The organism is Gluconobacter sp. P1C6_b, assembly GCF_018811945.1.
Lineage (GTDB): Bacteria > Pseudomonadota > Alphaproteobacteria > Acetobacterales > Acetobacteraceae > Gluconobacter.
The window spans coordinates 1-22,483 of sequence record NZ_JACRVU010000036.1 but is presented as its reverse complement, the minus strand read 5'-3'; the positions used below and the strand labels follow the sequence as shown (position 1 = coordinate 22,483).

General features: G+C 60.2%; 15 protein-coding genes. 6 read left to right on the top strand and 9 right to left on the bottom strand.

Annotated elements, in window-relative coordinates; all coding sequences use genetic code 11:
- Positions 1 to 115: 115 nt before the first annotated feature.
- Positions 116 to 733 carry a recombinase family protein gene (locus KP701_RS15085; protein WP_215747764.1) on the top strand — a complete coding sequence of 206 codons (618 nt, stop codon included), beginning with the start codon at positions 116 to 118 and terminating at the stop codon, positions 731 to 733.
- 471 nt (positions 734 to 1,204) lie between these two features.
- Here KP701_RS15085 and KP701_RS15080 read toward each other — a convergent pair whose 3' ends face one another.
- From KP701_RS15080 to KP701_RS15040, 9 genes are all read right to left on the bottom strand, one after another.
- Positions 1,205 to 3,637 carry a TonB-dependent receptor gene (locus KP701_RS15080; RefSeq protein WP_252345671.1) on the bottom strand — a complete coding sequence of 811 codons (2,433 nt, stop codon included), beginning with the start codon at positions 3,635 to 3,637 and terminating at the stop codon, positions 1,205 to 1,207.
- A 64-nt stretch (positions 3,638 to 3,701) separates the two neighbouring features.
- Positions 3,702 to 4,499 (bottom strand): alpha/beta fold hydrolase, encoded by a 798-nt coding sequence (locus KP701_RS15075; RefSeq protein ID WP_215747762.1) that lies wholly within the window; start codon positions 4,497 to 4,499, stop codon positions 3,702 to 3,704.
- A 28-nt stretch (positions 4,500 to 4,527) separates the two neighbouring features.
- A complete protein-coding gene (locus KP701_RS15070; protein ID WP_215747766.1) occupies positions 4,528 to 5,163 on the bottom strand; it encodes an N-carbamoylsarcosine amidohydrolase in 636 nt (211 codons plus the stop codon).
- Positions 5,163 to 6,200 carry a 2,5-dihydroxypyridine 5,6-dioxygenase gene (locus tag KP701_RS15065; RefSeq protein ID WP_215747760.1) on the bottom strand — a complete coding sequence of 346 codons (1,038 nt, stop codon included), beginning with the start codon at positions 6,198 to 6,200 and terminating at the stop codon, positions 5,163 to 5,165. Before KP701_RS15065 ends, KP701_RS15070 begins: the two co-directional genes overlap by 1 nt.
- Entirely contained in the window at positions 6,191 to 7,498 is a 1,308-nt protein-coding gene (locus tag KP701_RS15060; RefSeq protein ID WP_215747759.1) for a solute carrier family 23 protein, read from the bottom strand. The genes KP701_RS15065 and KP701_RS15060 overlap by 10 nt, the downstream gene beginning before the upstream one ends.
- 2 nt (positions 7,499 to 7,500) lie before the next feature.
- Positions 7,501 to 11,106 carry a molybdopterin cofactor-binding domain-containing protein gene (locus KP701_RS15055; protein ID WP_215747757.1) on the bottom strand — a complete coding sequence of 1,202 codons (3,606 nt, stop codon included), beginning with the start codon at positions 11,104 to 11,106 and terminating at the stop codon, positions 7,501 to 7,503.
- Positions 11,106 to 11,582 carry a (2Fe-2S)-binding protein gene (locus tag KP701_RS15050; protein ID WP_215747756.1) on the bottom strand — a complete coding sequence of 159 codons (477 nt, stop codon included), beginning with the start codon at positions 11,580 to 11,582 and terminating at the stop codon, positions 11,106 to 11,108. The genes KP701_RS15055 and KP701_RS15050 overlap by 1 nt, the downstream gene beginning before the upstream one ends.
- A 19-nt stretch (positions 11,583 to 11,601) precedes the next feature.
- Positions 11,602 to 12,729, bottom strand: coding sequence for an FAD-dependent monooxygenase (locus KP701_RS15045; protein ID WP_215747765.1), 1,128 nt, complete (start codon positions 12,727 to 12,729; stop codon positions 11,602 to 11,604).
- Between the two features lie 156 nt (positions 12,730 to 12,885).
- A complete protein-coding gene (locus KP701_RS15040; RefSeq protein WP_225198757.1) occupies positions 12,886 to 13,323 on the bottom strand; it encodes a MarR family winged helix-turn-helix transcriptional regulator in 438 nt (145 codons plus the stop codon).
- A gap of 434 nt (positions 13,324 to 13,757) precedes the next feature.
- On the opposite strand from KP701_RS15040, the gene KP701_RS15035 reads away from it, so the two are divergent.
- The 5 genes from KP701_RS15035 to KP701_RS15015 form a co-directional block, all read left to right on the top strand.
- A complete protein-coding gene (locus KP701_RS15035) occupies positions 13,758 to 16,136 on the top strand; it encodes a TonB-dependent receptor (protein WP_215747754.1) in 2,379 nt (792 codons plus the stop codon).
- Positions 16,137 to 16,222: 86 nt separating this feature from the next.
- Positions 16,223 to 17,581 carry an MFS transporter gene (locus tag KP701_RS15030; protein WP_215747753.1) on the top strand — a complete coding sequence of 453 codons (1,359 nt, stop codon included), beginning with the start codon at positions 16,223 to 16,225 and terminating at the stop codon, positions 17,579 to 17,581.
- Between the two features lies 1 nt (position 17,582).
- Positions 17,583 to 19,988, top strand: a complete 2,406-nt coding sequence (locus KP701_RS15025) for a beta-glucosidase (protein ID WP_215747751.1) — start codon at positions 17,583 to 17,585, stop codon at positions 19,986 to 19,988.
- Positions 19,985 to 22,216, top strand: a complete 2,232-nt coding sequence (locus KP701_RS15020) for an MGH1-like glycoside hydrolase domain-containing protein (protein ID WP_215747750.1) — start codon at positions 19,985 to 19,987, stop codon at positions 22,214 to 22,216. The genes KP701_RS15025 and KP701_RS15020 overlap by 4 nt, the downstream gene beginning before the upstream one ends.
- A 106-nt stretch (positions 22,217 to 22,322) precedes the next feature.
- Positions 22,323 to 22,483 (top strand): transposase (locus tag KP701_RS15015; RefSeq protein WP_215746342.1); only part of this gene is annotated, 161 nt, incomplete at its 3' end.

Sequence of the window (22,483 nt, the reverse complement as noted above, 5' to 3'; positions counted from 1 at the left end):
AAACGACCGTTTTTGTCAACCTCACACCTTCACCAATCTTGAAGGAAACCATAGGGATCTTCAACCAAAAGTTCAGTTTGGAGGGCCTTTTATTTGATGTATTTGAGGGGGTTAAATGTTTATCGGCTACGCTCGGGTTTCTACAGAAGAACAGAGACTGGACTTGCAGATCCAAGCGCTCCGGACTGCTGGCTGTAGGCGTATTTTTACCGATCATGGGGAATCAGGTGGTAATTTTTCCCGCTCGGGCCTGGAAGCGGCCACGCAAACCCTTCGTGAAGGCTCCACGCTGGTTGTCTGGCGGCTCGACCGGCTTGGACGCTCCTTGTCCGGATTGGTCCAACTCATGGAAAGCCTAAGCAAGCGAGGCGTTCATTTTCGTTCACTAACAGAGCATATTGATACTGCGTCTTCCGGGGGCAGACTGATGTTCCATATGATGGCGGCACTCGCTGAATTCGAACGGTCTATCATCGCCGAGAGAACGCGAGCCGGCCTGGAAGCGGCGAAGATACGCGGCAAGACATTGGGACGTCCGCGCCTTCTTTCAGAAGAGGATCTGGATATTGCGCTATCTCGTCTGGAAGAAGGACGTGAGGGCCTGACTGATATCGCCCGCTCCCTGAATGTTTCACCCAGAACACTCTCACGGCGCCTTATAAACGCGAAAATGCGTAAAAGGACATGCTTGGAAGCCTCTCACTTACCGACCCTTAATGTCTTATCTCAATGATTGCGAGTTTAAAAAATTTGCAGATATGAGCGTTACGCCGTGTCTATATTTCTCAGGCCTTGATTGGACAAAGGCAGCCGATTTTGAATCCGTCTGGTTATCGTGCAGATCAAATAGAAACACACCTTCAGGCCAAACAGGGTCACATCGACATGGGTCTGAACAATCTCTCTCAAACCCTCCAATGAACGATCGACGTACAGACGAGTGTAGTCCATAGCATATTGAAGAAGATTGGCCGGAACAGCGGCGTATTCGGCAATGATCCGGACCGCGTTCCGCCGTGAGCCCTGATCATGAAGGGCAGGTTCCTTGATGCGAGGCAGCCTGTGCTGGGGGCTGATGTCTTTTTACTCCGACTGGGTCGAGACCTTCGTCCGGCCTTCCATGTGGCTGGACTGGGTATCATCCGCGCCTGAGGAACCCGCCTGACAGCAAGAAAGCCCGCGGCTATGCCACGGGCTTTTTGTCCTAGAAGTCCGCGCGCACGCTGCCAAAGAACATCCGGGGTGCTCCGATCTGCATGGACTGATCCGTCAGCGCGCCCGAGGCGATATCCGCCGGATTACCGTTCTGACCCATCGTGGAAATATAGCGCTTGTTCGTCAGGTTGGAGCCGTTGAATGCGACCGTCAGGTTTTTGATGGCGCCCAGATAGCGGTTGTACTTCCTCATATTTCCGAAGCTGTACTGCACGCCCACATTCGTCAGCCAGTAGCCGGGGCTTTTGACGTCTCCCGTGTAGCTGTAATTGCGCGTGCCGGTATAGCTTCCATCGGCATAGGCCGTCATGCCGTGCCATTCGTAAGACACGCGCCCCTTGTACATGAAGCGCGGATAATTGACGATCTGCTGGCCTTTCGTCGCATAAACCGTGGAGCCGCTGACAAGGTTCTGGTCATAAACGCCATGATTGTAGCTAACGGAGTTGGTCAATGCGAAACCGCGGAACGGCATCAGTGTCAGCCCGGCATCCACACCGTTCATCGTCACGCCACCCACGTTCGAGACGGCTGAGATCGGGTTGACGACCGGCCCTTCCGTAATCTGCTGCAGACGGTTGTTGTAGTTCGTCCGATACGCATAAACCGTCGCAGCGACCAGTTTGCCTGTGTAGCGATAGCCAATCGCGTAGGTCCACGCTGTCTCGGGACGGATCGTGGATTTCGTATCGTCGTACGCGGTCTGGGAGACGGCAAACGGCGAGTTCGAGAGTTTGTAGCCGGATTCTGCGTAGGTCCGGGCATTTTCCGAAATATCGAAATACAGCTCATGATCCTTCAGGAAGTGCCAGTCCGCGCTGATATGCGGCAGGAATGGCTTGGCCACCGTCAGGCTCTCCCCGCTCGTGACCGCAGCGCCAGCGCCGTAATAGTCCTGGTTCAGATAGCCGTCGCCAACGCGTGTCGTGCTCAGCAGAGACTTGAAACCGAAATGCAGGGCCAGGTTCGGCAGCACGTTATACGTGTCCTGCACAAAGGCCGTGAACGTGTTGGTGTTGTAGTTCTGGTTGAAGATCTGTGCGAACGGATCGCGCCACTGGGTCAGCGGATCATGCACTTTTCCCTGAACCACGCCATTCACCACCGCTGGCTGCGCATAGGCGTTCATGGGCGACATATAGCTGTTGTTCTCGTACCAGACACCCGCACCGATGTGATTGTGTGCAATGTCGTAATGCAGTGCCGAGACAATGCCGAAACGCCGGATTTCCGGCTCCTTCATCAGTTCGCTGACCGGCGACCCCGTAGGCGACGGATAATAGGGCGTCGCCCAGGAGGTCTGGTTGCGCTCGCCATGCCCGTAGGCCGTAGTGTTCCAGGTCAGACGATCCGTCAGGCGCAGGTCGGCCTTGATGCCACCAAACGTATCGACCGTGTTCGTACTGCCATCATAATACGCCGCGTCTGCGGGATCATCGAGCGTGCCGACCTTCCCCGAGTAGATCCCGTTCGCCGCGTTTACGGCTGCGATATAGCCGGAATTACTGCCGTTCTCGTAGCTCGACAGACCGTAGCCCACCCGGTTGATGATTTGCGGCGAGATGTCCGGATAGGTATTCTGGTGCAGATCGCTCCAGTCGAAGAATGCCGAGATCGAGCTGTCATGGCCGATCGGCTGCACGAGCTTGGCGTTCACCTGCTGCATGAACTGCTCGCCATAGCCCTTCCACATCCCGCTGTCGTTACGCATGTAGGACGTATAGAACTTCGTGCCGCTAGAATTGAGCTTGCCGCTCTCGAAGCGCAGGAACGTGTGATAGGTGCTGTAGCTGCCGAAACCGGCCGCAGCCGTGCCACCCATCTTGTCCGATGGCGTCATCGAAACGTAGCTCAGACCGCCACCCAGATTGTTGCTCGCCGCCATGCTTTCCGCACCGGCAGACTGCGATACGTCAATGCGCGCCACGTTCTCCGACGAGATCGCCATGATCGGGTTCAGGCCGTTATAGTTGCGGTACGTCATCTCCCCGAGCGGCATCCCGTCCAGCGTCATGCCGATTTCCTGCTGCTGGAAACCATGCATGAAGATCTGCGCACTCCATGTGTCGAGCCCCTGCGCATCGCCAGACTGGAACACAATGCCAGGAAGCTGCGAGATCACCTTCATCGGGTTGGTACCGGCCGGTGCTTCTGCCAGCATTTTCTGGCTGACAGTCTCGACTGTCCCGCGCGGCGGATGACGGGCCACAACTGCCATGCTTTCCGCGCTTTTGCTCATATATGGCCCGGTATGCCGACGCTTCGGCGTCGCCACACGGGGCGTGTTTTTATGTGCAGCGGGAGCCGCTCTGTGCACCACGGGCGCATGTCTGGTGGCCGCCATGGCGGACGAAGAAAAAGCAGCCGACAGCATCGTCGTCACGGAGAGGGCGAGGTGCAGGGAGCCGGGTCGTTTACACATTGCAGTCTACCTCATCTGGCTTACAGGCAGGTCCTGTAGCGGGGCGGAAATTCAGTCCTGAAAATCAGTAGCGGGCCTGAAGCGCCTCGAAGAAACCGTCGAAATTGTCCCAGGGAATCATATGTCCCGCATCCGGAACATATGCGATGGCTATCGCAGGATTGAGCTGCAGGATTTCTTCAACATCTTCCTTCTGGATCACACCTCCCCGCGTTGCCACAACAAGAGTGGCAGGGGTTTTGAGATGAGGCAGATCCTGATGGATGTCTTCCGTATGGAACTTCTCAAACGTGATCCGGGTCGCCAGCTCATCGCAGGTATGGAGCCACTGCGCCCGCAGCGTGCACTGCTCGTCCGTCCATGTCGGACAGAAGCGCTTCATGTCCGCACCGCTCATGCCCCTGCGCGCCAGACGGATGGATTCCGTGTACCAGTCCAGCCTGGCAGGATAGGCCCGACGTCCGGGACCGCTGACGGGAGGGTCGATCAGCGCCAGATGCGCCAGTCCCGCGTCATTCTGCCGCGCCGTGCGGATCGCAATGCGTGCGCCCATGGAATGCCCCATCAGGACCACGTCCTTCAGGCCCAGCGCATTGATGAACCCGCGAACATCCGCCGCATAGGTATCGAGATCATAATCCAGATCCGGCCCCGTCGAAGACAGGCCACGCCCGCGCACATCCAGCACATAGACATCATGCGTTTCGGCCAGGCGGTCCGCCACAAACCCCCAGGTGATGGCCGGGCTCGTAATGCCGGGCACCAGCACCAGCGGCGCCCCCTTGCCGCCGTAGCGCAGATAATGCTGCCGGATGCCGTTGGCATGGACATTCGCCCCGTAAAGCAGACGTGTCTGGGTCATGAAATGATCCTTCTGAAAAATCGTGATGTCAGGTGTTGGGAAGACGGGACAGCAGGGCGTCGAGGTCCATGACGTCCCCGCATTTCTGCGCCATATCGAACAGGTTAGCCTCATGCGGTCCGATGGCCCGGTCGCCCACGCAGTCGGAGACGATCACCGGACGGAATCCGTACTGCATCGCATCCAGCACGCTCGCCCGCACACAGCCGGACGTCACACAGCCGGCCACAACAACGGTCTGCACCCCGTGCGTCACCAGCCAGGAGGCCAGCGGAGTGCCCGCGAACGCCGACGGCACCGTCTTGCGGACCACATACTCGCCGGACTCCGGCGCCAGTTCGTCCACGATGGCAGAGGCGGGATTGGTTTCCGTCAGCCCCAGCATCGTCGGCACTTTCAGCGAGAAAATGTTCGCATCCGCGCCATCATCCGCGAACACGATCCGCGTATGCGCCACCTTCCAGCCCAGACGCCGTGCCGTTGCCAGCAGCGTTTTCGTCCGCTCGATCGCTTCGGGAATATTGCCACCACCAAAAGCTTCCGGATCGGCAAATCCGTTGACGAAATCGACAATCAGCAGCGCGATGCGCCCCGTCATGCCCATTTCGTTTCCGAAACCCTGCTTTTTGTAGCGGTCCTCGTCGCGGTTATCCTGCGTGCTCATCATGCGTTCTCCACAAGCCTGCCGTCTTTCACGACCGGCACATCATCAAGCGCGACCGTGCAGCCCCGCATCGGAATATCGATATGACACGCCGTATCGCGCGTACCGCCGGCCTCATTGTTCGGCCCCGTGGACCACAGAAAGTTCCCGGAACAGGCGCGCGGATCCATGCCGATACTGGCCTCGCGGTCATAGAACCCCATGACCGACCAGTGCGCCCGATCCTGCATCCCCCAGCCGATATGCGACACCGCGTAGACTTCCGGATCGTTGAAACTTTCCATGTAGTCCCGCAGATGGTCGGCCTCGTAACCACCCTCGATCGCCCGGACGAACCCTTTTTCAAGGTGGCAGGTGATGGGTGCCGTCACATAGGATTTCTGCGGCAGGAGAATGTCTCCCGGCGCAAGAACGATCTTCCCTTCCGCCGAGCCTTCATTGGACCATGTGGCCAGAAACCCGCTCGGCCAGTGATCCCAGCGTCCCGGCGCGTCCACAAAGCCATATTCTTCGAGCATCGGATAATCACCCAGCGCAAAGGACGCATCCGTTCCCGCTGCCGACGTCACGCGCATGACCTTCGCCGCCTGAAGCTTTTTCGACGCTGCCAGAACGCGCTCGCGGTCTTCCATCGTGGGCGTCATCCGCACCAGAACCTCCGGCGGCTCCACCGCCAGCAGAATGCGGCCACCCGCTGCAAGGATTTCATGCTGTTCGGCCGAGAACAGCAGCGTCATCAGGTCCAGCACCAGATCGCTGGCCTTGAGCATCTCGACCGCCGCCCGGTTGTTCGTCAGCGGCGTCGTCCCGACAAAAGCCAGCGGATCGCGCGAAAAGGACAGCGCCCCGTTCGTCGGCTGAAGATCCAGCCGGTTCGCAATCGCCCCCTTTTCCCGCACTGCGAGAACCGCACAGCGCAGGGTCTGCTCATTGCTCCCCAGCGATGTCAGCAGCGTCACGGTCTGCCCCGCTTCCAGACGGCACAGCGTCAGCACCTGTCGCCAGGCCTGCAGCAGTTCAAAATCACTTACGGGCATGAAGGTGGCTCCTTGGACTCCGATCCTGCGCTGAGGATCTGGTTGAGGCCGATGGCAGCGATCGTGGCGGTCGCAATACCGCCCAGCGTCACACTGCCGATTGTGAAAGTGAGGTCTCCCGCCCCGGCCACGAGGGCCACGCCAACGGGAAACAGCGTTGAGGCACGGGAGAAATCCACGCGGTTATCCACCCAGACGCGCACCATCGTCGCCGCGATCAGACCAAACAGCCCGACCGACAGACCACTGAGCACAGGCTCCGGAATGGCCCGCAGCAGCGCCCCGAAAAATGGCGAAAACCCAAGCAGAATGGCGAAAATTCCGGCCATCCCGAAAGTCAGCGTCGAATAGACCCGCGACAGCGCCATGACGCCAATATTCTCAACATAGGTCGTCACACCTGTGCCACCGAGACTGGCCGCCAGCATCGTCGCCAGCCCGTCCCCGAGGAACGCGCGCCCCGTCAGATGATCCAGCGGCCGCCCCGTCATGGCCCCGATCGCCTTGAGATGCCCGAGGTTCTCCGCCACCAGAACCAGCGCCACAGGGGCCAGCAGAATGGCCGCATGACTGGTAAAGCGCGGTGCCGTCAGATGCGGCATCCCGATCAGCGGCGCGGCCAGAACTTCGGAGAAATCCATCGCCGGTGCCAGATGCAGCACATTCGCCACCACGACATACAAAAGCGTGGACGCAATCAGGGACAGCAGGATCGACAGACGCCGCAGATACGGCCCGCCATAAACTGCCAGCAATGCCGTACACAGCAGCGCGAAGAGGCCGCAGGCCGTGCCCGCCCCGCCATGCCCGAGCCCACGGGACGCCACGGGCGCCAGATTGAGCCCGATCGCCGCCCCGATCGCCCCGGTCACGGAAGGCGGCATGAGACGCTCGATCCACCCTGATCCCGTAATCCGGACCAGCAGCCCGATCAGCGCATACAGCACGCCCGCCACGAAAATTCCGCCACAGGCCAGAGCAATATCGGGGTTCGGGCCATGCCCGGAATATCCGGTCAGCGCCACGACGAGCGCAATGAAGGAAAAGCTCGACCCCAGATAGCTCGGAATGCGTCCGCCGGTGATGAAGAAGAACAGGATCGTTCCCAGCCCCGAGCACAGGATCGCCACATTGGGATCAAACCCCATCAGCAGCGGCCCCACCACGGTCGATCCCGTCATCGCCAGAACATGCTGGCCGCCAAGGAGAATGGTCTGCCCCACGCCCGGATGCTCATCAGGCGCAATCATGTCCGTCCGTTGTGCCCGGCGCCATACCGGAAACCAGCGTTCAGCCATTCTCAATGTCCTCCCTGCAAACGGATCTGCGCGCGGATCCGGGCCACATGCGCTTCCAGATCCGTCCATTCGGGCCGACCCGGTGCCATTGTCCGCCGCAGATACGCAACAAGTTCCGCAATCTGCCGGTCAGACAGGATGTCCCCGAATGCCGGCATGGTGGTCGCCTGCGCATAGGCCGGCTCCGACACACCCCTGAGGATGACATGAACAAGATTATCCGGGCTGTCCGCCTGAATATTGCTGTTGAGCGCAAGCTGCGGACGCGCACCGAACAGATGCGCGCCCTCGCCTTCATGGCAACTCGCACAGCTTCCGTTATAGATCCGTGAGCCCTCGCCCCGGTCCAGCGCCTGCAACCCGCGCGCCTGCTCCAGCACCGCATCCCGACGCGCCGCCACGCCTTCAACAGCATTCCTGCGATCAAAGGACGCGATGTAATGCGCAATCGCCCGTACATCCGCATCCGGCAGGGCCGCCATGGAATGAACGACCGGCGCCATCGGCCCTCCCGCCGGACCATGCGCCGGGCTGAATCCCGTCCGCAGATAGGCGTACAGATCGTCTTCGCTCCAGGGCAGCGGAGACTGCGACAGCGTGCTCAGCGCAGGTGCCGACCATCCTTCGGCCTCTCCCCCGGCCAGATACGCACTCTTCCAGCGCTCGGCCCCCAACGCATTGCGCGGCGTATGACAGGCCGAGCAGTGCCCCAACCCTTCCGCCAGATAGGCGCCACGGTTCCACTGTTCGGACTGTGCCGGATCGGGCGTGAACGGCGCGGGGTCATGGAACAGCATATTCCACCCGGCCATCGAGAAGCGCATGTTGTACGGAAACTTCAGCGCCGTCTTCGGCACCGCATTCCGCACCGGTTTCTGCGACATCAGATAGGCATACAGACCCCGCAGATCCGCATCGCTCGTCTTCGCAAATGCCGTATAGGGGAACGCCGGATAGAGATGACGCCCGTCCCGGCTGATGCCATGACGCATCGCGCGCTCGAACGCTTCGTAGGACCAGGCCCCAAGCCCGGTGTCCACGTCCGGCGTCAGGTTAGTGGAATAGATGATCCCGAACGGCGTCTCCAGCGGGAACGCCCCCGCATTCGTCACTCCACCCGGCGCCGTATGGCAGACCGCACAATCCCCCGCAGCCGCCACTTTCTCGCCCCGCGCAATCGCGGCATCGGAAAACAGCCCGGCCTCCGGCGGCGAAACCGGCGCAATCGCCGAGCGCCATGGCATGACGGTCGCCATCAGGCCGCCCACCGTCGCAAAAGCCGCCGCAAACGCCCCGCGACGCAGCGTCGCGCCCAGCGTCGTCCGCGCCATCGCCGGACGCACTTCCGGACCCGCCACTCCCAGCGCCGCCAGTGGTCGCACCGCTTCCGCAGTCAGCGGACCCAGTGCCTCATCCAGCCGCGCCTTCACCTTTTCCGGCGTGAACGGCACATCCCGAAAGCGCACGCCCGTTGCGGCATAAAGCGCATTGGCAATCGCCGCCGCACTCGGCACGGATGCAGACTCTCCTGCCCCCAGAGGCGGCTGGTCCTGCCGGTCCATCAGCACGGGCGCGATCGCCGGAAGCTCCGGGAAGGTCAGGATCGGGTAGCCGCCCCAGTCCCTGCTCTCCACGCCCTTTTCGTCGAACTGGACCTCTTCGCGCAGGATGCGGCTCGTGGACTGGATGACATTGCCCTGAAGCTGATGACGCACCCCGGCCGGGTTCACCATCATGCCCGCATCCTGCCCGACCACTGCCCGCGTGACACTCACTACGCCGGACTGACGATCCACCTCGACATCCGCAACCCAGGCCGACCACGCCGCCGCCGTGCCGGGAAACGTTCCGTGCACATACTGCGCATAGGCCATCCCGCGGCCCTTCAGCACGCGCGCCTTCGGATCAGCCTCGACCGCCCCAGCCCGATACGTCCACCCGGCCCGATCCGCCGTCGCCTTCAGAAGCTCGCAGGCCCGCTGGTCCGGCAGATGCTCCAGACGGTATTCCAGCGGATCGGCCCCGGCCTCCGCCGCCAGTTCGTCGATATAGCTGTCATGCGCAAAGCTGTTCGGAAGTGCCGAAACCCCCCGGAACCAGGACGCCCGCGCAATCGGCGGCATGTCCTGAACCGTTACCCGCGCGTTGGGATAATCATAGGGCGGAACAGACGTCCGGTCCCCCATCTGCGCCACGGCCGGGACTTCCGCCGGAACCACACCCGTCAGAACCAGCGCCAGCAACGGCGAGACATTGGAGGGGTAACTGGTGTCGAGATCATACGCGACAGGCTGCCCGGACGCATCAATTCCGCCCCGGATCCGCACGAGCTGGGCCGCGCCCTTCGGCTCCCAGACATGCTCCTGCTCGCGTGAAAGCTGCACCCGCACCGGACGCCCCACCGCGCGCGACAGCAGGGCCGCATCGCCGCCCACGTCATCCGCGCAGTTGCGCCCGTAACACCCGGCCGCCTCATGCCGGATGACCTGAATGTCCGCCGTGGACAGTCCCATCAGTAATGCCAGATCCGCGCGCAGCATGTGCGGGTTCTGAGTCCCGGACCAGACTTTCAGCTTGCCATCCTGCCAGTCCGCCACCGAGCAGGACGGACCGATGGAGCCATGCATCTGGTACGGCCAGAAATATTCCCGCTCCAGAACGGTCTTCGCACCAGCCAGACCGTCTTCGAGCATGCCGCGATCCAGCACCACACGCGGCGTTGCAGGATTGTCCCGCACGGCCTCCGCCGGGTCGGACAGGTCCGGAAGCGCAACAGGCGCCCACTCTACCCGCAATGCCTGTGCGGCCGCTGCCGCCTGTTCTTCACGTTCGGCCACAACCCCCACGAAATCGCCAACCACGACCACATCCACCACACCCGGCAGATGCGCCACGGACTCCCGATCGACCCAAAGCAGTGCGCGACCGACATAGGGTCCGTGATCATAGCCTTCATAAGGCGGCCGCACGACACGCCCATGCAGCATCCCGTCCACACGCACGTCATGCACATAGACTGCCCGGCCCGTCACCTTGTCCGGAATATCCACGCGTGGCATGTCGCGCCCGACCAGACGATATTCGGACGTGCTCTTCACTGCCGCCGCATCATCCAGCAGAACCCGTAATTCCACGCCCTCGACCAGATCCCCGATGCGATAGACCTGGTTCGGCAAAGGCGGTTCACAGACCAGTTCGCCATCCCGCAGCGTCATGGTCCCGATCACTCGGCCTGTCAGTTCCGCTGCACGTTCCAGCAGGAGACGCCGCGCCTGCGCTGCAGCCCGGCGCAGCGGAACGGCCGTGACCTGAATGGTCTCGCTCGCAATCGTCGCACCCTGATCCGGCGTGTCCTCGGTATGACCCAACACCATCCGCACCCGTGCCGGACGTGCATCAAGTTCTTCCGCCACGATCTGCGCCAGAGACGTCGCAATCCCCGTTCCCAGATCCACATGCCCGCAGAACGCCACGACCTGATCATCAGCCGTGATGCGCAGGAAAATCTCGTCTTTGGGAATAAACCCGCCCCGTGCCGCCAGCCCTTTCGGTGGCTGCGCGGGACGGAAAATGCTGAGAGAACCAGTGGGGAGCGACGTCTGCGCCATCAGGGCTCTCCCTTCACCAGACCTGCCGCAATGCAGGCCGCCTTCATGATTTCGACATGGGTGCCACAGCGACACAGATTATATCGCAGCGCCTCTTTCAGCGCCGCTTCGTCAGGATCGGGCATGGCGTCCAGAAACGCCTTTACCGTCATGACCATTCCGTTAAGACAATATCCGCATTGCGCGGCCTGTGCCTTGATGAAGGCCTGCTGGACCGGATCGGACCCATCAGGGGAAAGCCCCTCCAGCGTCACGATGGACTGACCCGCGGCCGCAGTCTCGACCCGGACCACACAGCTTCGCGCGGCCCTGCCATCCAGCAATACGGTACAGGCCCCGCATTCTCCCAGTCCGCAGCCGAATTTCGGGCCATTCAGACCAAGATCATTGCGCAGCACTGTCAGAAGTGGTGTCCCGGGGGCCGCGTGAACCTCACGACGTTCCCCGTTCACCATCAGAAAGACGCTGTTCGCCATAGCGCCCCTCTCCTTCACGTCAGGACGTCAGCGTCAGGTCATAAATATTGTCGCCGTAGCACCAGTACGGATCTTCCGGCTGACGCAGCCAGGTGTTGGCGTTGGAAATCGTCTGGACCTTAGTCGCGCGCTCCTTGCGGGCGCGGTAATAGGCCGCGAACGTCACTTCCAGATCGGCAACGCCCAGTTCGCTCAGACAGCGCGTCAGAACCGCTGCATCCTCGACCGCCATGGCTGCACCCTGCGCCATGTGAGGCTTCATCGGATGGCAGGAATCCCCCAGAAGCACCACGCGGCCTTCATGCCATTTCGATAGCGGCTCACGCGTCTTGAGCGGCCATTTCGTCACGGTTTCCGCCGCATCGATATAGCCCTGAACCATCGGATGGTAATCCGCGAACGCTGCTTTGAACTCTTCGCGCGTGGACGGAAGCTGACCGGCCCGGCTGGTCCATTCCGCCGGCTCTCCCGTTACCAGATAGAACTCGTCTTCCTTGCGATCGAGATAGTAGCAGACGATATGGCGGTCCGCAGTCCACCACTTGGCGTTGACATCCGCGCCCAGAGCCTTTGCGGCCGCACCGGGGATAATCGCCCGGTGCGCAATCCAGCCGGTATAAAGAGCTTCTTCCAGACCGAAGATTTTTTCACGTACACGCGAGTTAATCCCGTCTGCCGCAACCAGAATATCCACCGTTTCCCTGGACCCGTTCTCGAATTCCAGCGAGACGGTCCCGCCGTTATCCGTGAAATCGACCAGTTTGTGCCCCCACTTGATGCGGGCAGGCTCAATGCAGTCCAGCATTGCCTGATGCAGGTCACCACGATGAATGGTGATGTAAGGCGCGCCATAACGCGCACGCTCCGCATTCAGCGGAATTTTTGCGAGAACTGCACCATCTGTTCCGTTCCGGCTGACCCAGTAGTCCGGGAGACAGGAAATCTCCTCGAGTTTTCTGTCCAAACCATCAAGATGAGCAAGGATTTTCAGGACGTTAGGGCCAAACTGGATGCCTGCCCCCAGTCGGGAAAAACCGGGAGCCTGATCATAAAGCGTTACGTCGAAACCCTGACGCTGCAAAAGTCCTGCTGCAGCAACGCCACCAAGACCAGCCCCCACAATACCGACCCGAACACCACCCGACATCTGATTGCCCTTCTGCTGCTGGCCATCACGGAGCAAGAGAGCTCAACAATAATGACGTACACACGATATATGGATAATTCATAGTCCTTCTGGATGCGTCAAGAGAATTATGACGATTCCGTTTCGTTTCCTAAAAAGGATATATTTTCGGAATTTTCAGTCTTCGAAAAACGCCAGTTTTTTCAGGATATGCAGCGCTGCAATCCTTTCGCACTCATCAAGCGGCGCCAGGGTACGGGCTGTCACATCCGCGGCACTGGGAATCGTACTCTCGACCAGAGCAACCCCTTCCGCTGTCAGGGACACGATACGCTGCCTGCGATCGTTGCGATCCTGGACAATGCTCAACAACCCTCTCTTGCGAAGACGCATGACGATGTCACGCAGAGTTGCATGATCAATGCCGGTCGCCGCACTGATCTGTACGAGAGGCGCCTCCTTCAGGCGATAGACTGTAACCATGGCCGCAAACTGGGCAGAGGTCAGCCGGTCATCGGGAATTTCACGCTGAAAGATGATCGTGTGTCGTTGATAGGCACGCCGGAGGAGATATCCGATCTGATTGCAAAGTTCGTAATCTGCATCATGCGACATCGGATTTTTCTCCATTGAAACCCCAAAAGATTTTTACAGCCTCTCGGGGGATTGTATATCCCAATTTCCCGATCGTATTCCCTTCACAGCGCGCAACGGATACTCCGGATATCCCTCCTTCAGAAAGCAGATCCAAACACCATGTCGCATTTCACAATGTCTCAGCCAGTTCCTCTGCCCATGCACGGCCCGGCGACCTCGCTTCTGATTAATAACGTATACATTAATAAAAGGCTTACAGCCCCTGAAGGGGGATATACGAAAAAATAAAAACAATGGCTGTCAGGCAACGTTTTCCATGGGCTCTTTTTTTGTTGCAGAATCGAATTGTCATTCATAGTGTCGTTTGTACGTTATAAGATCGCAACGTGACGTTTCCCGGCCATCCAGATTGCCACCCTGTCCGACCTGTGTGAGAGCAAGGATTGATCTCAATGCGTATCGTCACCCCAAACAAACTCGCGTTACGCCACATGGCTCTGCTTTCCACAGTGCTGGCCGTCATTCCTTCATACGGATGGACGGCAGAAAAATCGCAGCATGTTCGTAAAGGAAAAGCGCATCCGCTTCACACGGCCTCTGCGTCCAGGGCAGCTGCCGCACGCCACGCTCCGGCCCGCGCTATACAACCCGAACTCATGCAGGTTCAGGGACGACGCGTTTCGCATGGTGCGCAGACCGTCATTTCCCAACACGTTTTTACGAACGCCGTTGCCGGAACTTCCGTCATGAAAGCGTTGCAAAACGTGCCCGGTGTCCTGTTTCAGTCGGACGATGCGCAGGGCGTCGATACGGGTGGCGTCAAACTCTATATCCACGGATTTTCGCAGAACCAGATCGGCTTTTCACTGGATGGCATTCCACTCGGTGAGTCCGTCTACCGCAACTATAACGGTCTGAACGCCGTTGCCGCGCTGTCATCCGAGAATGTCGGCCATATGGAGATGTCGCAGGGTGCCGGCGCCGTGGACATGCCCAGCACCAATGTGCTCGGCGGCGCGATCATGATTTCGTCGTCTGATCCCAAGGACAAGTTCGGCGGCACCCTTGCTGCAACCGGGGGCAGCAACGCCACCACGCATGCCTTCATCCGCATAGACAGTGGCAAGCTGAACTCCACCGGGACCAAGTTCTACGTGTCCTACATGCGCAATGACACCAAGCTGTGGAAAGGATACGGCACCCAGTTCTTCCAGCAGGCCAACCTGAAACTGGTGCAGCCGATCCATAATGAAAGCAGCGTCTCGCTCCTGTTCGACTGGGCGGATGTCCAGCAGTTCAATTACCAGTCCGAAACACTGGAAACGGTCCAGAAGCTGGGCTACGGCATCTCCAATTATTATCCGAATTACCGACTGGCCTATAATGCCGCGCAGGGCATCTACTCGCACGGTGAAGACAAAACCAGCGACCCGAAGGATGTGTCCTACTATGCCGGAACGACAGCGTCACGCGACCTGCTGGGCGGGCTGAATTTTCATCTGAAACTGGCGGATCACCTGCGATGGGATTCCGTTGTGTACGGCCACAACCAGAAAGCCAACACCCAGTGGTCCGATCCGTGGATGGCTTCGGCGAACGGCGCGCCCCTCTCCGAAATCGTCAAGCAGCCCGATATCCAGCGCTTCGGCCTCACATCAAGCATGACGTATGATATCGGCAAACACGAAATTCATGGCGGCATCTGGTACGAAAACAACAAATACGTCTCGAACATGTATGCCTATAACGATCCGCTTCTTGCAGATGGGCAGACACTGACGCCCAATCCTTTCCGCAAATGGTCCGACCCTTTCGCGAAGCTCTGGGGCCAGACCTACAATACCAACACAATGCAGACCTATATCGAGGACACCTGGCGCCCGGTCAAAAACCTGTCGCTCCATGCCGGTTTCAAGTCCATGCTGAGCACCACTCATGTCGGACAGACCGGAAATTACGAACCCTATACTGGCACCAATGCCCTTGCTGGCGGGGTGGGCCTGACGACATTCGGGGCGTTCCTGCCGCATTTCAGCGGGGACTGGCACTTCCTGACGCATCATGAGCTGTATTTCGATATCGCCAAAAACATGCGCGCCTATCCGGAAAGCGGCTATCACCTGTCGGCATCACCATTTGCCGTCTCGCAGGAGGCCTTCGACCTGTCACGCAGTTCGGTCAAACCCGAAACCAGCTGGGCCTATTCGGTCGGCTATCGCTTCACGCAGCGTCGTGTGGATTTCTCGGTCAGTGCCTATCGTGTGAACTTCTCGAACCGTCTGGGCGCGCTGGTCCAGGGCAGTCAGACCAACCCGCAGACGACGGTGCTGAACCTCGGCGGCGTAACCATGAACGGCGTGGATGCAGGCCTGACCCTGCGACCGCTGCGTGGCCTCTCGATCTTCAACTCGATCAGCTACAACCATTCGACATACGACAACAACATCACCCAGCAGGGCACGACCTATGCCACCAAGGGCAAGCATGTCGTGAACTACCCGGACCTGATGTACAAGGCGACGGCGGAATACACCTATAAGAAAGCCAGCTTCAACATCGACGCCCTCTACACCAGCAGCCGTCCGTTCAGCTACACGAACGACACGTCGCTCCCGTCCTACTGGCTGGTCAATTTCGGAGCGCGCTACAATTTCGGCCGCATCGGACGTCTGGAAAATCTGACGGCATCGTTTAACGTCACCAACCTGACAGGGTCGCGCTACCTGATCATGACGGGCGACGACGGCGGCAATCCGCTTTCGGGCGATTACCAGTCGCTGGTCGTGGGCGCGCCCCGCCAGTTCTTCGGTGGAGTGAAGGCAGACTTCTGATGTAACCCTGTCCGGATCGGACATCCTCCCAGCACTGCCTCTCCGGGTTAATGGAAAGGCAGCCACGCCCCCAACCGGATGGCTGCATGAACGGTATGACGAACAACCAGCGCCCTGCCCTGTGGGAGCGAATGAGCTTCGGCTTCGGCGATCTGGCAGGGAATGCCCTGTTTGGAATTACCGGGGCCTATCTCATCTATTATTACACCAATGTTTACGGCATTTCCGCATCTTCCGTGGCTCTGCTGATGCTTCTGGCGCGTGTGATCGACAGCGTGGTGGACCCGGTCATCGGATATCTGATCGACCATCGCATCCTGTTCGGTGGGCGCGTCCGGCCCTACCTGAAATGGTTTTCCCTGCCACTCGGCTTCCTGACATTCTGCTGCTTTCTGCCCCTGCCGCTTGGGGCTGGCGGACGTCTCGCCTGGGCCTATGCCACCTATCTTGTGATGGGCGTGCTTTTCTCGCTCGTCATCGTGCCTTACGGGCTCCTGCCCAATGTCATGACGCGTAACCGGGAAGACCGTCTCTCCCTGTCCACTTTCCGCATGATGGGCGCAACGCTTGCGACGTTTCTGGTCGGATCGTCCATCCTGCCCATGGTGCACCTGTTTGGCGGGGGCAACGAGAAGCTGGGATATCCGCTGGCGATGGCCGTTGCGGGTGCGGTCGGCGGAGGGCTGGCGCTCATTCCCTTCTTCACCTGCCGTGAGCGCTACAAACTGGAAGCGAATGACAGTCCCGTCCGGGTGCTGCTCGGCTCCCTGTTCCGCAACCGGGCATGGGTAATCATCACAATCGTGCTGAGCCTGTTCTATATCAACCTGACGGCATTCTACGGCCTGTCGATCTATTACGCGACGGAAGTCCTGCATCGCCCGCAGTATTTCGGGGGGCTGCTCATCTCGATGATGGGGGCCAGCAAGGTTCTCGGCGTGGCATGCTCGCCCTGGCTTGCGCGACACGTCGGGCAGAAGCTGACGATTGTTCTGCCCTATATCCTGTCTGCCATGGGTCTGGCCCTGTTTGCCTATGGCCCGAACAGTGCCGTCTATCTGGTCGCCGTCTTCGGCACGATCTGCTTTTTCCAGGGCATGACACTGCCTGTTTTCTACGCGATGGTCGCGGATTCCATTGATTACGGCACCGCAGTCACTGGTGTGACGGCATCCGGTATCGCCTATTCCGTAAACAGTTTTGCGGGAAAGGTTGCCTGGGCCATCGGCGGTTCGCTTTCCGCGGCAATTCTGGGCTGGGGCGGCTATGTCCCCCATGCCGCCGCCCAGACTCACACTGCCCGCGTCTTCATCACGTTCGGTTTTCTGGGCGTGCCCGCCTGCGTCGCCCTGCTCTCCGTCCTGATCATCCTGCTTTACCCTTCCGAGGCCGAGATGACGCGCATCCTCCAGCCGGAAACCCCCGTTGAACCACAGAGCATCTGACATGACGCACGCATTCGGCAGGGAGGCCGCCACAATCGTCGCGCAGATGACGATTACGGAAAAGCTCGACCTCGTCTGTGGCAACGGCCTGTGGCGCACGACAGGCGTGCCCCGTCTGGGGCTGCCCTCACTGTTGATGGTCGATGGATCCAACGGCCTGCGCATCGTGCCGGACCAGATTTCCACGGATACGCAGAACGCCGATCTCGGGGCATTCCTTGACGCCGTTGATACAGCAGATGATCCGGAAAACCGGGACAGCAATGTCCTGCTCGGCAAGAGCGTGCCGGCCACATGCTTTCCAGCACTTTCGGTTCTGGCCAACAGCTGGGACATCGCGCTGGCCCAGGAGGTCGGGACGGCACTGGCAATCGAATGCCGTGCTGCGGGCGCCCAGATCCTGCTCGGGCCGGGAATCAACCTGCGCCGCTCACCGCTGGCCGGTCGGGGATTTGAGTATTTCAGCGAAGACCCGATCCTGACAGGAGAAATGGCAGCGGGCGTCATCCGCGGCCTTCAGGACAAAGGCGTGGGAGCGTCGCTCAAGCATTTTGCGTGCAACAACTCCGAAGTTGAGCGCATCAGCATGGATTCCGTCGTCGAACCCCGCGCACTGCACGAACTGTATCTTCTGGGGTTCGAGCGTGCGATTGCCAGAAGCAGTCCGTGGACGGTCATGACGTCCTACAACCGGCTCAACGGGGTCCAGACATCCCAGAGCCCCTGGCTCCTGCGCCATATCCTGCGGGACCGGTGGCAGTATAACGGTGCAGTCATATCCGACTGGCACGGAATTCAGGATCTTCCCGCCGCCATAAAAGCCGGAAACGACCTGGACATGCCATTCAACGCCGCCCGCCGGCGACGACTTGAAAACGCAGCCCTGAACGGGAGCGTGCCCGAGGCTGTGCTGGATGAGGCCTGCACCCATATCGCAGCCCTGACCCTGCGAATTGTGGAGGCCCAGCGCAGAGTGCCTGTCTCACGCCCGGATTTCGCGGCCCATCACGACCTCGCCCGCAAGGCTGCCTCCCGGGCCTGCGTTCTGCTAAGCAACCGGAACGACGTCCTGCCTCTTGCCCTTAAACCCGGCGAACGCCTGCTGGTCATTGGCACAGGTGCGGTCTCTCCAGAAATTCAGGGCGCAGGCAGCGCCGCCGTGCGGCCCATCCAATGCGATATTCCGCTGGAGTGCCTGCAGGCGACTGCACCTGAAGGCGTATCCATCCACTGGGAACCCGGCTGGAGCGCGGATGGCAATCATGACGCACACCGTCTGGACGCTGCCCTTGCCGCCGCAGGCAGGGCTGAAACCGTTATCCTCTTCGCCTCAACACCGCCCTGCGTGAGTGGCGAAAACGCTGACCGGCCCGATCTGAATCTCTGCCCGGCGCATGATCACCTGATCACCGAGCTGACGAAGATCCACGATCGGATTGTAGTGGTTCTAACGCATCCGGACGCTGTCGTGCTCCCATGGGCCGATAACGTACAGGCCATCCTCTCGGCGGGCTATGCAGGGGCCGGGTTGGGGCAGTCCGTCGCCGATATCCTGCTCGGGCATGCCAACCCATCGGGCAAAACATCCGTCACATGGCCTGTGCGACCGGAAGACTGCCCTGCCTTTCTGGGATATCCCGGTGAACAGGGAACACATCTGTATCGGGAAGGCATTTTCGTCGGATACCGGTTTTTCGACATCCGCCACATACAACCGCTTTTCCCATTCGGGCACGGACTGTCCTACACGTCCTTCACCTACGACGCACTGGAACTGACGACCGGAGCGGATGACGTGACCGTTCGCTTCACGCTGTCCAACACTGGCGTCCGGGCTGGTTGGGAAGTCTGTCAGCTTTACCTCGGGCGGAGTCCAACCTTCCCAAACCGGGCGCTCCCCCACCATCCGCTCCGGGCCCTGAAAGGGTTTGCGACGGTTTGTCTGGAGCCGGGAGAAAGCCGCGTCGTGGACATGACGCTGGACCGCCGCGATCTTGCCTATTTCGACACCGTGCGTGAGGAATGGACCGTCCCCACCGGAACGGTCAGCATCGAAATCGGGACCTCATCCCGCGATATCCGCCTTGCCACGGAACTCCATGTCGCGGGAGACGCTACTCCAGCACGATGGCTCAACCTGCATACCCCGCCCGGGCAGGCGCTGGAGGTTGCGGGCGTGCAGGACGATCTAGTCACATGGCTTGCCGATGTGACGGGCCAGAGCATCGCCGAGACCGAAACACGGCTTGCCCCGTGCCGCCGTTCCTTCCTCGGCATTTACGACACGCTGTGCTGGTCATTCGGTCTTGAGCTGAACGAAACACGGCTGACACAGATCCTTGACGACGCCAACAGACGCAGTGGCGCAGGAAAACCCGCATATCGCAGCGAACTGGATCCGTCATGATTGTTGAAAGCACCGTGCCCCCGGCCCGCGCATGGAACACCTGGTCCGACCGCCCGGCGGCAATGACATTCCTGCCACTTGGCGTCCATGTGACACCCCTGCTTTATTCCACCAGCCAGCGGCGCGCGACGCTGCTTCCGCCGGGCAAGGACCTACTGTTCGGCCGCCATGACATGAACGGACGACTGGTGGAGTTCGAGACCCGGCATGGCGGGACGGAGATCGCATTCCGCTACGAGAAAGATGATCCCTACTGCCTCCAAGGCGCATGGGACGGAAAAATCCTCGCGGAATGGGGGCTGCGTTACTGGCTGACATTGTGCCTGTCTGCCGAGTGCGGCACCACCGTGACCTATAACGGGGCGGCCGCCGTCATCCGGCTGGGCTATCGGTATGTGGCCCTGATGGGCGACATGGCCCCCGTTCAGGTCACGGCACATGAAACACTGGAAGCCGCAGCAAAAGATTTCAATGATAACGGCTACTTCCATACGGCCAGCAGAGGGACATCCGCCCCCGTCATCGCATTGCGGTTCAATCTGGAAATGATGCGCAAAGGACGGTTTGCCGCAGCTGTCGCGGACAGCGAAGAGCTGGCTGTCGCGAAAGCCCGGGCTACCCTAGACACGTCATCCGAGCCAAGTCTCCCAGCCACGCTGCCTGCCCAGACCGGACGTCACGCCGGAGCGCTCGATGCCGTACGCGACGTCATGGCCTGGAACACCATGTATGACGGCATCAACCGCCGCCCCTATACCTCCGTCAGCCGGATCTGGAATCTCGGGAAATTCGCAGTCTGGTACAATGACCAGACTTATGCAGCCCTGATGACCGGCCTGCTCGACGGGCAGGTAGCGCGCGAGAACATGGCCGTCGCAACGGCAAGCGCCACGCCACAGGGCAATTTCGCCTGTATCGCCACATCGAACGACAGTTGGGTGGACCGGACGCAAGCTCCCAACGGCGCATTCATGACGTGGATGATCTACCTGCGCCATCGCGACAGATCATTCCTCGAATGTCATTACGACGCCCTGTCCCGCAACCAGTTCTGGTGGCGGCGCGAACGGGATCCGGACGGCATGGGACTTGTCTCCTGCGGTACATCTGATGTCGGAGAGGCCCTGTACAAAGGCACACATTTCGGAGCCCGCAACGAAACGGGCATGGATAATTCCCCGACCCATGACGAAGCGGTCTATGATCCACAAACACGCACGCTGTCCCTGCTTGATGTCGGGCTCAACTGTTCTCTGGCGCTCGATGCGGAATGTCTGGCCCATATGGCGCGCGCACTGGGACGCACCGAAGACGCGCTGACTTTCGATACTCTGGCGGAAGAGACCCGGAGCAAAATTCGCGGGAATCTGTGGGACAGTGAACGCGGCATTTTCGCCAATCGCCAGCGTCATGGCGGGTTCGTGCGCAGTGTCGGCCCAACGAGCTTCTTCCCGCTGATCTGCGGTGCCGCCACACCGGAACAGGCGCAGTCCCTGATCGGACAACTCTTCGATCCCACCCGTTTTGGTGGCCCATACATGATCCCGAATGTCAGCCGGGATGATCCGGCTTTTTCGGACAACGTCTACTGGCGCGGACGGATCTGGCCGAACGTGAACTACTTCGTCTGGCACGGCCTGCGCCGGTATGGCTTCCTTGCCGAGGCATCGACACTCGCCGAACGCAGCATGGCCCTGTTCAACCAGTCATGGACGGAGCGCAGGATCGCAGCGGAAAACTATTCCGCCACGACCGGCGAAGCCGACGACCAGCCGGATACCGATCTGTTCCTGTCCTGGGGTGCAATGCTGCCGATGCTGGGTGTCGCAGACGTCATGGACATCAATCCCTGGGCAGGCTGGGAACTGCACAACACGGGCGCGGACGTCACGCTGGGCCCGATCCATACTCCGGTCGGGCAGGTCATCATGACCGTTGCACATGGTCGCATGACCCTCTGCCGCGGACAGGAAGAGATCCTGTCCTGGACGGGAACAGGCCGACTGACAGAACTCACGATCAGCGAGGGTCTTCTGAGCTGCCGCATCCATGCCGCTGACGGGCAGCAGGGTGTCCTGACACCCGGTTCGGCCTATGCGGCACGGATCGTGGAAAGCCGTCTGGATGGCAGGTCCCTCCCCGTCACACAGAGCCCGGACATCGACCTGTCCCATGTTCATTCCGGGCAGCGCATTGATCTTTACTTTACGCCGCCGGCCACGGTGTGACCACGACAGCCTTGCCCGCCTAGGTCGAGTTGACAAAAGATCTATACGATCTGCCTGAGATCTGATTCACTTCCTGCCTGTGGGGTCAGGAGCAGAGAGAACAGGCATGGCACGAGGCGATCTGACGGATCATGAATGGGCGGTGATTGGCCCGCTTCTGCCTTCTGAGCGTGGACGTTGGGCCCGTCCAGCCGGAGACAACCGCCTGTTTCTCAATGGCATGCTGCATGTTCTGCGGACCGGCTGTCCCTGGCGTGACATGCATGA

Bases quoted from the DNA above. Each gene is read 5' to 3' on its own strand.
- KP701_RS15025 (WP_215747751.1), top strand. From the start codon at position 17,583: ATGACGCACGCATTCGGCAGGGAGGCCGCCACAATCGTCGCGCAGATG.
- KP701_RS15040 (WP_225198757.1), bottom strand. From the start codon at position 13,323: ATGTCGCATGATGCAGATTACGAACTTTGCAATCAGATCGGATATCTC.
- KP701_RS15045 (WP_215747765.1), bottom strand. From the start codon at position 12,729: ATGTCGGGTGGTGTTCGGGTCGGTATTGTGGGGGCTGGTCTTGGTGGC.
- KP701_RS15075 (WP_215747762.1), bottom strand. From the start codon at position 4,499: ATGACCCAGACACGTCTGCTTTACGGGGCGAATGTCCATGCCAACGGC.
- KP701_RS15070 (WP_215747766.1), bottom strand. From the start codon at position 5,163: ATGAGCACGCAGGATAACCGCGACGAGGACCGCTACAAAAAGCAGGGT.
- KP701_RS15050 (WP_215747756.1), bottom strand. From the start codon at position 11,582: ATGGCGAACAGCGTCTTTCTGATGGTGAACGGGGAACGTCGTGAGGTT.
- KP701_RS15060 (WP_215747759.1), bottom strand. From the start codon at position 7,498: ATGGCTGAACGCTGGTTTCCGGTATGGCGCCGGGCACAACGGACGGAC.
- KP701_RS15035 (WP_215747754.1), top strand. From the start codon at position 13,758: ATGCGTATCGTCACCCCAAACAAACTCGCGTTACGCCACATGGCTCTG.
- KP701_RS15020 (WP_215747750.1), top strand. From the start codon at position 19,985: ATGATTGTTGAAAGCACCGTGCCCCCGGCCCGCGCATGGAACACCTGG.
- KP701_RS15030 (WP_215747753.1), top strand. From the start codon at position 16,223: ATGAACGGTATGACGAACAACCAGCGCCCTGCCCTGTGGGAGCGAATG.
- KP701_RS15055 (WP_215747757.1), bottom strand. From the start codon at position 11,106: ATGGCGCAGACGTCGCTCCCCACTGGTTCTCTCAGCATTTTCCGTCCC.
- KP701_RS15085 (WP_215747764.1), top strand. From the start codon at position 116: ATGTTTATCGGCTACGCTCGGGTTTCTACAGAAGAACAGAGACTGGAC.
- KP701_RS15080 (WP_252345671.1), bottom strand. From the start codon at position 3,637: ATGTGTAAACGACCCGGCTCCCTGCACCTCGCCCTCTCCGTGACGACG.
- KP701_RS15065 (WP_215747760.1), bottom strand. From the start codon at position 6,200: ATGCCCGTAAGTGATTTTGAACTGCTGCAGGCCTGGCGACAGGTGCTG.